Origin of the sequence: Paenibacillus psychroresistens, from assembly GCF_009728935.1 — a bacterium.
In the GTDB taxonomy this organism is placed as follows: Bacteria; Bacillota; Bacilli; order Paenibacillales; family NBRC-103111; genus Paenibacillus_AC; species Paenibacillus_AC psychroresistens.
The window spans coordinates 6,695,528-6,707,479 of sequence record NZ_CP034235.1; the positions used below are offsets into that span (position 1 = coordinate 6,695,528).

An 11,952-nucleotide genomic window follows, 5' to 3' on the forward strand; every position below is an offset into this window, starting at 1 on the left:
TTCCATATTATACGAATTGCTAAATTACGTCAATATTTTGCAATTTTAGACATTATCAACTAAATTGGCAATTTTATTTTTACTTTTTGATTTTTGCGGAATAACCAGCCAATTCCTTCACCCATATCACGGTTTTGCTCGGAATAGGGTATTCCGTTCATTTCTTGTGAAAAGGCAGTGTGCTGCTGCAGTGATCCACCTGTGACAATCGCACATTTTCTTTCCAATAATGGACTTACGAAATCCAAAGTATTCTTCAGTTTATTGATATCATTTGCTGGCGAACAGATGAATAAGTAAATCCCTAGTCCGTTACCAAACATAGTTATTTTATCCATTTTTTTAAGTATATCCTCATTCATTAATTTACTGGCATGTTGTAAATCCGTTATACAAATAAATTGTCTTGAATAATGCTTTTGAATAAACTGATACTCATCAAATGTATCGGGGTCTTGAGATTTAGCTGAAGCCTCGCGAATAGAATCCTTCCTTGTTTGCATTTCATCGATGATGCGATCAATAAATTCCTGTAATGGATCACTTGCGATAATGTATGAATCAATTTCCAGTGTTTTTTTGAGTAATTGTAACGGTGATTTGATCCCTTCGATTACATGTATTAAAATTTCCTGTGTTTCAAATGATTTACGCCAAATAGGAACCAAGGCATGGATCATTTGGTTAGCCTGAGCAAGGTCAGAATAAGAAAACAGACAGCTAAAAAATTCCTCAAGCTTGAAATATACAGGCAAGGTTTCTTCCAATTCCAACCCGACTGGAAATAATTCGGTCAGTTCATTTTCGGGAATATTATCTATATTACATCTGCCTATTAACTCTTCCGCACTTAACTTAGCTGGGATAGTTGGAACCTTTTTAGCTCTCCTTCCCTTCCAGCTTTGATTAATTTGTTTGCATTGTTTACGAATCCCAAGTGCTATTTCCTCATCTGTTGCTCCTTCATAAGGTAAAGCTGTATGAAACTCAAGTGGCATTTCAATTTTCACTAACCCTCTACCCGGAACATTAGCAGGCTCAAGTCCGTTCGTTCGCCCAACAAGTGCATAATAATCATTCTTATCTGCCATTTGCAGGGTGATACTTTGGCGCACATTCTGAGTAATTTTATAAGAAAATGTATTGCCGGATGTTCCAGTTAATATCAAATGAATACCATAATTGCCACCTTCACGTATCAACATAATTAAAAAAGCCACTGCATCATTATAATTTTCTGAAAAGGCTGTGAAGTTATCCAGAATAATTACTATAGCCGGTATCGGTAAGCTTGATAAATTTCTAAATGCAAAGATGTTCCCTACACCTTCTGCAGCAAATAATCGTTTGCGATTCTCCAATTCCTGCGTAAGCATTTTGAATAGCTTTAAAAGCTTGTCCTCTTCTTCTAAATAAAGGACATCCCCTAAATGCGGAAGCTCATGAAACACAGCTAATGTGCGTGATCCAAAATCCAACAAATACAAATTCAAATCATCTGCTGTATACGAAGTAACAAGATCGATAATTATTGATTTTAAGAGCGTGGTTTTTCCACTATTCGGTACACCATATATTAGAATATGCCCTTCTTTGCCTAAGTCCATTTGTAAGGAGAATTGGATCTGTGCTGCTGGATTGTCTACAATTCCAACTGTGAAAGTTAAGCCTTCCTTCGATGCGCTTCTTTTGGTCTTTTCTCCCATTACATTTTTAATATTATAGCAATCCTCTAAAGATAATCGCTCTGGTAAGGGCATTAACCAAAGTGGCTTTACAGCCTTAATATCACTGTCCTTTATTACTTGCTTAATTTGCTCTACAACTGCATCTAGCTGTGATATTTTCTTCCCCTCTGATAGTAATACAACTTGATTGCGTTTAATTGCTGTCCGATTCCCATTCAATTCAATCTTATAAAAAGTTTGATCAGACTCTATCACTTCGTTTACTTGATAAGGTGCGCCACTCCAAGCAGATTGAAATAAAGTAAAAACTTCATTATTACCTACTTGTAAATATCCGCGACCTTTCTCTTTTATTTCAGCCGCTTCTGGACGCTTTAGCATTTCTTGACTATCTGACACATCTTGGACCTTTAGGCAAAGCTTAAAACGAGAATTACTCCATATCTGATCATTTACTACCCCAGAAGGCTTTTGAGTAGCTAAGATTAAATGAATACCTAAGCTTCTGCCGACACGTGCTGCACTGACTAACTCAACCATAAATTCAGGCTGATCCGACTTTAACTCCGCAAATTCATCGACAATGATAAAGAGATGAGGCAATGGTTCCTTTGCGACTCCATCCCGATAATTAACAATATAGGCATCAATGCTATTGACACCGATTTCTCCAAAAAGAACCTGCCTACGCTTTAATTCACTTTTAATAGAAACTAGCGCACGGTTTATTTCGTTACCACCTAAATTAGTTATGGTTCCAATTAAATGTGGCATCCCAATAAAGGCATTAGCCATACCTCCACCTTTATAGTCAACAATGACCATGGATACTTCATGTGGATGATAATTTACTGCTAATGCTAGAATTAATGCTTGCAGCAGCTCACTTTTTCCTGAGCCTGTAGTACCTGCTACAAGACCATGTGGGCCATAGAATTTTTCATGCATGTCAAACATGAATAGCTTACCGCCGCTTTCTTTCCCTAATGGAACAGCCATTGTGCGATTAGCTTGATTCTTAGTCCATCTATTTAGAATACCTAGCTCTTCCACTCTCTCAACCTGAAATAACTCTAAAAAAGTAACTAGTGAAGGAATTTTATTCTTCCCCCCCGTTTCTTTTAATTTAATTGGTGCTAATTGTCGAGCGAATTGTTCGGCTTTATGCTTACCAACAAAATCAAGAATTATATTCTCATTATAATCGCTTAATACTTGGGCCTGATCTCTTCTAATAATGCCTATCCTATCGGAAACCTCAATGATAGTCTGACAATTCAATGGTAAATTTACATCTATGCGTTCCGTAAGAAATACACTTGTTAATCCGAGTGATGGTTGATTGGAGAGTAAATAATTAAAAAATTCGAGACTCTCTAGAAGCTCCGGCGCTAAAACAAAAAAAACATAATGGGGCAATCGATTCTGGTTACTATTTTCTGAAAACCCATTCTTTCGTGACTCGCGAGATTTCAGTTGTTGTTGTACTTCTTCTACTATTTTTAGAACATTTGTTGAGTCTGAGGCCATAAATCTAGTTTGCTGATCATCACTCCAAACGTGCGGCAGCCATCTAAGCCATTCCCATTGCTCCTTCTCTTCCTCGGAGTATATAAATATCGTTTTAACCTCGTCATATCCGTGATGTGTAGTTAAATGAAGAATCAACGAGTTGATTACCTCACTTAATCTATTACGCTTTCCAACCAACCCCAGTATCCCAATATCGCGAATCGGAAGCACAAAAGGAATATCCTTCACAACTGTTAATGGCTCACATTTCTTCATTAGCTCGCTTAGAAGTAAATCTTCTTCATCTAATGCTTTGTTTTCTTGTGGAAATTTAACCTTTAGCTTTAAAGCTTGAGTCCCTATCCCTACCCGAGTATGAAGAAAATCTGTTTCAATAGAAGTTCTTTCCCACAAGCTCTTATCCATGTTTTTCACGATTTCGATACAGATATCTGTATTAGGGTGGATTAAAGACATGACTTCCTTTTGATTCACATTTGCGCTTTGCAGCTTTTGCACAACCATATCCATATATTCCATATATTTAGCTTTTTTCTCGGCTTCTTGTTTTTTATGTTTACGAATCGAAGAAACATAATTCACAATGGAAACAATTATAGTAATCAAAGTCATGCCCACAACCGAATAAATCATCGTTTTCGATTTCATCAATATGGAAGTAATTACAGTCATCATCATCATCGCTATAGGTGGAAATAACATATTAAGCCATGAAATCGAGGGTTTACTCGATCTATTGGAATTTTTCTCAATACTAATTTCGCTTATTTGAATGGCTGGTATAATTCGAGGAGTTCGCTGAACCATGTAGCCCAGACGCTCTTTGTTGCTAATCATATCCTTCTCCCCCTATTAATTTTATTCAAGATCCTTTAAACTTGTTTAAATATGTACTTTATTTAGTATTTGTAAGGGGGATTCTAGTGAAAACGAGTGAATTATCAGCTATTGAATTCTCAGCTCGATTCGGTAAAGACAAGATTATTCCAGGTCCATTCTCTTATTTTTTATGTGATAATGGATTGGGTCTTATTAAAGACAATATTAAAAAATCGATCGAGGTTTTGGCAGCCGCCGAAATCAGCCATGTTGAACTCACCCTTGAAGACGAATTAGCCTTATTATCCTTAGTTTGTGGTGAGTTCAGTGAAGAGATTATCATTCCTAAACACGATACACTTATGGACTACGAAGCCAGAGAAAAGAGCACTTCAAGAAATCAAAACACAATTTGGGGATTATTCTTTACTTTCATCGTCATTTGTTTAGTAATATGTGTTTATATATTTCGCTAAAAATTATTTCTTTAAATTCATATGCTTAATGAAGCCAGAAAATTTGTCCGCCGTTGAGGAAACTTCCTGCTTATCTCGAGCTAATTGAGCAGCTCCAGCTAATTTCCCTTCAATAAAGATATTCGTAGACATAAGCGTTTCCTTAAGAACCCCCATAACCTCATTCATATTGGAAATGGCTTCCCGAGCAGAAATAGCCTGTTCAGCAGATAATTCATTTTGAAAGGAAGGATCGTTAAGCGTTGAAAGCTCAAGTTGGATTCTTTGCATGCTAGCTTCAGCCTTTTGACCGAAACGTCGACTTTCTAGATATATAGTTTCCAATTGTCTTACATCAAAAATATTCGTTTTACCTCCCATTTACTTTCCCTCCTATACTATTTTCCGAATTAATGGAGACTCTTTGGCTGAGTTTACTAATCCAACCTGTACATCTGTAACTACTCCACTTAATTTTAGAAATTCATCCTCCAATAATTCATATTTATCCTTTAGAATTTTTATAAACGTTAAGTCACATTCATCAGCTGCCTCATCATAAATTACCCGAAGCTGCTGCAAATCTAAACAAAGAGTTTGTATCTCTTTAACGATGATTGACATTGACTTTTGTACTTGTTCATGATTACTAAGCATGTTATTCACTCCATTCCATTTTTTCTAATCCTACTTAATAAACTTATCCATGAATCACTCTAATAGGTTTTTAATTGTCCTTCTTTCAGATTGAGATGAGGTTTTAGGTAATCCTACTCCCTTTAGATCCTCTTTCTTAAGTCCTCCCCCCTCTAATAAACTTAATAATTCTTGCTTTTCATTCTTTTTATTGAAAGTAAAGTCCAATTCCGACAAACTAGAGTCAACCTGGGAATAGACACTTTCACTTTGATCTGCATCATTAATATCGTTCTGTGATTCATAAGGCAAAGCAGATAAAAAGAAGCGGTTCCACTCGATTTTGTATTCTTCTTTAATTAAAAGAGAGAACGAGACGCTTTTTCTGATTTCACTTGGTTTATTTATAAAACTTCGTACATTTAACATGTTTGTAATGGCATTTAGCACACCGCAGCATAATTCAATATCTTGCTCCACGGGTCCATTCACAAGAAAAAGATAGGGCGCCAGTATATTGATAGGGTGAGGGGCTTTTTCAAAAAACCAAGAAACCGTTGAATCATTCATTTTGGAACCTTCAAATATATCTGAAAGATTCTTTAAAATCGGATAATTATTCATTAGGAGTAATGCTTGGTCATAGACATCCCTGCTTAGATAATAAAAATGTTCATCTTTATATAAAACTAATGTGTTAATTGTAATGGGCAAGTATCTTATCTTGGAAACAACTATCATTATCAAACCTCATCTCTGCAGATATTTAGTCTAGGAATTTATTTGATTAATGAACACTTCGGGATCTACAGCATTTCCATTAATAAAAACTCCAAAATGCAAATGTGGGCCTGTTGTTTCAGTACCCGAATTACCTGATTTAGCAATGATCTCGTATTGAGTCACCTTCTGCCCCTTAACTACATGATAACTATTCAGATGGCCATAAAGAGTTTTAATGCCATTCCCATGGTCGATAATAACATAATTGCCAATCTGAGAGTTCTGTGATGCCTCCTCAACATAGCCATTAAACGCCGCTAAAACTGAGGTGTCCAAAGGTGCGTGCATATCCAATCCTTTATGAAATTTCATAATACTGTTAGTTAATGGATCCATTCTTACCCCAAACGGAGATGTCACAATGACAGGGATTTCTAAAGGTGACTTAAAATTTGTTATCTCCCCTAAATCCGAATACGTGATAGCCCTATGATATTTATCTCTCTGTTCATCCACAAGATTACTCAAAGCATTCATTTTGCTCTTATCCTGATCTGCATTCTTCACTGGTACTGTATTGTTCAACTTTGTTTGTTCCATCCATACTTTTCTCGCTTGACGTTTATTTTCTATATTACTCACAATAGATCTATATTTTGAATCAAGCTCCATAATATATTTCACTTCTTTTTCTTTGCTTTTATTCATCAATGCCTCGGTAGAATTAAGCTCACTAATCAATAAATTTATTTCTTTATCCAAGCTAGCTAATTTACTTTCACCATAGATATAGGATAAATCAGACGCTGCCGTTAACATTGTATTATTATTAACCCTCTGAGCTACAATAAAATATTCTTCTTCCATAATATTTAGTTTTTCACCTTCTACAATTGCATCGTTTATAGAAATATTATATCTCTTCAGAAACGATGAAGATTCTTCTGCGTAAACTAAGCTATTCAAAAAAAAGAAAAGCAATAATGTCAAGCTAAGAACTTTGTACAAAACTTAACACCTACCTAATTTTCGAAGTATATTTGCTATCTGATGAATTTTCAATCCCTTATACAAATCCTTCACAGTAATCCCACTATACAACAAATTTTGGTAATATTTTGTTGTATTTTGTCGAAAAATAAATTATTATGGCAAGTTTTTATTAAAACATTTTGAACTATATAAAGAAAAGGCGTGATTTTCAACTAGTGTTGAAAATCACGCAGCTCATGCCATTTGACAAATCTCCTCTTTATTAATGATTTCCGTCCTTGGAAAAATTTATTTGTGAATTTCCCACCTCTTTATCCATATAGCTTATATAGCTCGTTTCTTCAAATTGATGTTCAACATCGCTTTTTATATCCTTTAACAATTTGTATCCTCCAGCGACTTTTTGTATGCATCTGATGATATAAAAAGCATTTTGTGTAGGCTCATCAAACACTTGACTAACTTCATCCTGTTTAAGTAGATTAGCAATATCTCTTAGCTTCGGTGAGACGTTTAAATCCGTACGTAATGAAGCTTCACTCAATTCCTGCTGCGCTTCTTCTTTTTTAATTTTCTCTTCTTGCTGCCACTCCTGCCATATTACCTCGAAGTCTTCACCTTGTTCCAGTCGCTGGCGAAGCTTATCGATTTCCTGTTTTGCTGCCAGCTTTAATGTATCATCCACTATGCCCTTGCCGTTTAAGTAAGTTTTTGCTATTTTTTGGACAACAACTTTATTTGCTTTTCTAAACATTCTGTCTTTGAGTGTTTCATAGAGTTCCTTTAATTGAACATCGGTTGCAGATAGCTGCGAGACCCGTTAAATTATCAATATCCAGCAATTTCCGTTCAATTGAATTTCCTAAATAAGTAAGGTTTTCACCAAAGGAAAGGCTTACTTTTTCTTTCAATATTTGAATGGAGATTAGATATGAGCTTATGCTAATAATCATAGTAGGTATGATCATGACAAGTATGAAGGCAATAAATATCTTTCTCTGAATGCTCATTCGCCGTTGAAACTGGAATTTTTTCTTCAAGTACATAAGCTTCTCCTTTAATATAATTAATTTATAAAAAAAGAGCATCTTTTGTCCCCATATTTAATAGCTATTATTATATAACTCTACCATAATCCTGTAAATCAAAATGAACTGTTTTATCCTATAATTATTTATTCTAACAAAATATAATATAGTGATATAGTTTAAAACTGTCAACATGAAAAAAAAGAGAGCTATCACTAAACTTTCTTTCCAATCTAACTCGGACATCTAAATCCCAGTACTGGTGCGGTATTGGGTCATTTTTCCCAGAAACTCTATCCGTTTTTTTGGGGTTGTTATTTACTTTTTCGCATTATCGCTTGGTCTCTCTACCACAGGAACGCGTCACCTTATATAACATAACGCGTTATATATTTTTGTATTTTTTTGCAATATTCTGTGGTACTATATCTTCCATGGTTGAGTTATGCGTACTAATGCGCACTAATACGTACACCTAATTATGAATAAGAAGGACGGTGAATAGCGCAACAATAAACTACTAGATCAGCAAACTAGCAACCACGAAAGACAATGTCAGGTAACATTACACTTAAAAGAGGAAGTGACAACGTTGAATAGGCAGAAAAGAAAATCCTTACTTGTAATTGCTTCAATGTTTATGGCATTCAGTTTGACCCAACCAGCATTTGGCATGGGCATAAACCCGATTGCAGCTGCACCCAATCAAGCGGAAAATTCCGCTAAGTCTGCTCCAACCACAGAAAATGTAATCGCAAAGTACGTCCCTGATCGTGTACTTATGAAATATAAATCAAATTTTAAAACAGCATCTGTGCTTTCCAGTACGATTACAAATAAGCTTGTAAACATTACTACAATTAGCTCTTTGGACGTTCAAGTATTAAACCTCAAAAAAGGGACTGATATTAAAAGTGTTATAGAGGAGTTAAAAAAAGATCCTAATGTCCTCTATGCGGAACCCGATTATATCGTTCTCCCCCCCAAAATCACGAATGAACCCAATTTTAAACAAGCCATTAACGAATATTCCAGAACATATGACAATGCACCGACTCCGGTCCATGCCATTGATCCGCTCTATAATAATCAATGGGCGTTGAACAATACAGGACAAACCCTTAATAATGACACTGCTCCAGCCGGTACACCTGATATCGACATGGATGTTCCTGAAGCATGGGGTAATACAAAAAGCAGCAGCGACATCATTGTTGCTGTAATTGATACAGGCGTCCAAACGACTCTACCTGATTTAGCTCAAAATATTTGGATTAATTCAAAAGAAATCCCTAACAACCATGTAGACGATGATCATAACGGATACATAGACGATGTGAATGGTTGGGACTTTGCACATAATGACAATTCTCTTTTCGATCTCAATGATAAATTCACTGATTTTCATGGCACCCAGATTGCCAGTGTTATCGCAGCCTCAACGAATGAGATTGGTATAAGCGGAGTTGCTCCGAATGTAAAAATTATGCCGCTCAAGTTCTTTAAGCTTGACGAAAATGGATCTCTGCAAGGAGATATACTTGATGCCGCTGCTGCCATTACCTATGCGCAAAACAATGGAGCTAAAATCGCCTATCTCCCTACTCCTACATTTGATTACAGTCAAGTATTGCGCGATGCTATAGAGCAATCCACAATGCTCATTGTATCTGGTGCCGGCGAAGGTGTAGACCTTAATACCGATCTTACTCCATCTTATCCGAGCTCTTTTAAAAGCCCTAACGTACTTAATGTTACAGCTGTTGACAGAGGTGGGAATTTATACGGCTACACAGACATTTTTGGACGTAATTATCATACAGCTTATGGAAAACAAACCGTAGACGTAGCGGCACCTGGAGACTATATCCTATCCGAATCTCCAGATTATCAAATTGGCTTTGCTGCGGAAATTCATAAGCCTGCAGAAGGCTCAAACAAGGAATACAAGGCGATTTATAACGGAATAGGCTTTGAGCAAGTACCAATCCATAATTATGGTGGAGGAATAGGACTTCGCTCTGAAGATGATTTTGATCCCACACAACGACAAGATATGTTTGACACTGCGATGAACTACTTAAAACCGGATAGTACAACAGCTAATTCGGCTGTGAGAGTGCTTTTGGTGCAAGATACCAATGTCGTTGGTGGTAACGAAGGTGGAGGCTATTGCAGCACTAAAACTATAGTAGCTGGAGACCCTGGTGGCGATCCCGGATGTGGTATTAGTGGTGAGCGTGGTTTGAAAGCTTTAAATATTTATAATTACATGCTGCAGCAGGCAGGATACACCAATGTTCGTACTATAACACCAGAAGACCAGAGCATAGACGGGCCTGACTTTAATGAGCTCAAACGATATGATATTGTGATTTGGTTTACAGGTACATCATCAGTTTATGAACTTGGAGAAGAATCCCAAGGAACTTTTTTAACAAAACATGACCAAGATGATGTAACGAAATACTTAAATAACGGTGGCCGTCTATTATTAACTGGTCAAGATTCAATCGATACGATGGGCAACACTGAATTTGTTAAGAATACCTTAAACGTATTTCAAATAGGTGAAGATACCTACGGGGATGGCGGTGCTATCATTCCCTCAAAGAACACGATTTATCAAGATCGACCAGAGCCATACAAGTTGAAAGATTACAACATATATTTCAATTATACCGTTTCAACCAATCCGTCCATTACTAAGATCAATTTGGAATATAACAATGGTTATTATCGTTATAAAACAGGTCCCGATTTTGCGGCTGCTAATGCTGCAGGTGCGGCAGCTCTAGTATTCAGTCAATTTCCTAAAATGGATGCTGCAGCTGTAAGGAACAGATTAATGAATAGCGGTACTCCTCTTAGCTCCTTGAGCGGAAAAACAGTAAGCGGTAATATGATTAACGCCTTCAGGGCTGTATGGGATAAAGACATTCCCGGTACCCCGCTTCAAGATTCATCAGTCAGCAATAGGCTTGATTCAACATCCAATCCGAATGCTGTCTATGCTGTTGATCTAAAAGCTGGCGATCAAATCAGTCTCTCTCTATCTGGTGAGCCAGGTACCGACTTTAATCTTGCCTTATATAACCCTTCTGCAACAACGATTACCTCCAGCGAAGAATTAATCACTTCTTCCAAGAATAAGAATACTTCTAACGAAGCCATTTCTTATACGGTAACTAGTTCTGGTACTTATTATGTCAATGTCAATGCACTGAACGGCTCAGGCAAATATACATTGAGCGTTATATCAAACAACCAGTGGGGAACATTTCAAGAAACCAACAGGGCACTCCTATTCAATGGTTTTTGGTCATCCAATGCTAATTCATTATTTTCGGGTGGAGCATTGAAACAGCTCAAATCTTCAGGAAACGTGGAGTTCAGCTTTAAAGGAAACCAAATTGAATGGATCGGCTCAAAGAATAGTAATTCCGGAATTGCCAAAGTTTCTATTGATGGTGAACAAGTAGCCTTACTATCGCTTTATAGTGAAACTCCATTGGATCGTCAGTCAGTTCTTAAGAAATCTTTAAAATCCGGAAGCCATACAATCAAGATAGAATGGACCGGTCAGCAAGATCCAGAATCTAAAGGTACCTTCATTAACGTAGATGCTTTTATAGTTTCGAATTTGATGAATTCGCTTGACACATCAGCCTCTTATAAAGGTATTTGGGGTGTAAACTATGGAACGAATTTCACTGGTGGCGCTGAGAAGTTTTCAAATTCTAAGAATGCTTCTGTGGAAATTTTGTTTACAGGCACTAGAGTAACTCTATTGTCCAATACTGGCAAAAATCGCGGAAAAGCATACATCTATTTGGATGACAATATTATCCAAACAGTAGATTTGTATAGCTTCAAATCAAAATACCAGGTTCCTGTGTTTACTTCTTCCCTTCTTTCCAATACAAGACATAAAATTAAATTGGTTAATATAGCGGAAAAAAATCCGCTCTCTACAGGAACTTTTATAACATTTGATGCGCTTGACGTATTGAACTGATTCGCTTTAAAGGTAGAGAACAATAAGAATAACTTCAATTCGGAATCCTAATCCCCGAG

Annotated in this window: 9 protein-coding genes; 2 read left to right on the forward strand and 7 right to left on the reverse strand. The window is 36.5% G+C overall.

The features are described from left to right. Nucleotides 1-59: 59 nt before the first annotated feature. Entirely contained in the window at nucleotides 60-4,058 is a 3,999-nt protein-coding gene (gene essC, locus EHS13_RS30225; RefSeq protein ID WP_155703936.1) for a type VII secretion protein EssC, read from the reverse strand. An 86-nt stretch (nucleotides 4,059-4,144) separates the two neighbouring features. Between essC and EHS13_RS30230 the strand changes: the two genes are divergently transcribed. Then, complete coding sequence (locus EHS13_RS30230) at nucleotides 4,145-4,516, forward strand: hypothetical protein (RefSeq protein WP_155703937.1); 372 nt, start codon at nucleotides 4,145-4,147, stop codon at nucleotides 4,514-4,516. A gap of 3 nt (nucleotides 4,517-4,519) precedes the next feature. On the opposite strand, the gene EHS13_RS30235 is transcribed toward EHS13_RS30230, so the two are convergent. The 6 genes from EHS13_RS30235 to EHS13_RS30260 all read right to left on the reverse strand — a co-directional run bounded on the left by EHS13_RS30235 (nucleotide 4,520) and on the right by EHS13_RS30260 (nucleotide 7,887). Further along, complete coding sequence (locus tag EHS13_RS30235; RefSeq protein ID WP_155703938.1) at nucleotides 4,520-4,876, reverse strand: hypothetical protein; 357 nt, start codon at nucleotides 4,874-4,876, stop codon at nucleotides 4,520-4,522. Between the two features lie 12 nt (nucleotides 4,877-4,888). Then, nucleotides 4,889-5,152, reverse strand: a complete 264-nt coding sequence (locus EHS13_RS30240) for a hypothetical protein (protein ID WP_155703939.1) — start codon at nucleotides 5,150-5,152, stop codon at nucleotides 4,889-4,891. 54 nt (nucleotides 5,153-5,206) lie between these two features. Beyond that, complete coding sequence (locus tag EHS13_RS30245; protein ID WP_155703940.1) at nucleotides 5,207-5,872, reverse strand: hypothetical protein; 666 nt, start codon at nucleotides 5,870-5,872, stop codon at nucleotides 5,207-5,209. A gap of 30 nt (nucleotides 5,873-5,902) precedes the next feature. Next, nucleotides 5,903-6,862, reverse strand: a complete 960-nt coding sequence (locus EHS13_RS30250) for a M23 family metallopeptidase (protein ID WP_162463323.1) — start codon at nucleotides 6,860-6,862, stop codon at nucleotides 5,903-5,905. A 247-nt stretch (nucleotides 6,863-7,109) separates the two neighbouring features. Further along, nucleotides 7,110-7,601 (reverse strand): peptidylprolyl isomerase, encoded by a 492-nt coding sequence (locus tag EHS13_RS30255; protein ID WP_155703942.1) that lies wholly within the window; start codon nucleotides 7,599-7,601, stop codon nucleotides 7,110-7,112. A gap of 16 nt (nucleotides 7,602-7,617) precedes the next feature. After that, on the reverse strand, nucleotides 7,618-7,887 hold the full coding sequence (locus EHS13_RS30260; protein ID WP_155703943.1) for a hypothetical protein: 270 nt from the start codon (nucleotides 7,885-7,887) through the stop codon (nucleotides 7,618-7,620). A gap of 580 nt (nucleotides 7,888-8,467) precedes the next feature. On the opposite strand from EHS13_RS30260, the gene EHS13_RS30265 reads away from it, so the two are divergent. Beyond that, the gene (locus EHS13_RS30265; RefSeq protein WP_155703944.1) at nucleotides 8,468-11,893 is read left to right on the forward strand and encodes a S8 family serine peptidase; all 3,426 of its coding nucleotides are present in this window, start codon (nucleotides 8,468-8,470) and stop codon (nucleotides 11,891-11,893) included. Nucleotides 11,894-11,952 lie beyond the last annotated feature (59 nt).

Bases quoted from the DNA above. Each gene is read 5' to 3' on its own strand.
- essC (WP_155703936.1), bottom strand. From the start codon at position 4,058: ATGATTAGCAACAAAGAGCGTCTGGGCTACATGGTTCAGCGAACTCCT.
- EHS13_RS30235 (WP_155703938.1), bottom strand. From the start codon at position 4,876: ATGGGAGGTAAAACGAATATTTTTGATGTAAGACAATTGGAAACTATA.
- EHS13_RS30240 (WP_155703939.1), bottom strand. From the start codon at position 5,152: ATGCTTAGTAATCATGAACAAGTACAAAAGTCAATGTCAATCATCGTT.
- EHS13_RS30245 (WP_155703940.1), bottom strand. From the start codon at position 5,872: ATGATAGTTGTTTCCAAGATAAGATACTTGCCCATTACAATTAACACA.
- EHS13_RS30255 (WP_155703942.1), bottom strand. From the start codon at position 7,601: ATGTTTAGAAAAGCAAATAAAGTTGTTGTCCAAAAAATAGCAAAAACT.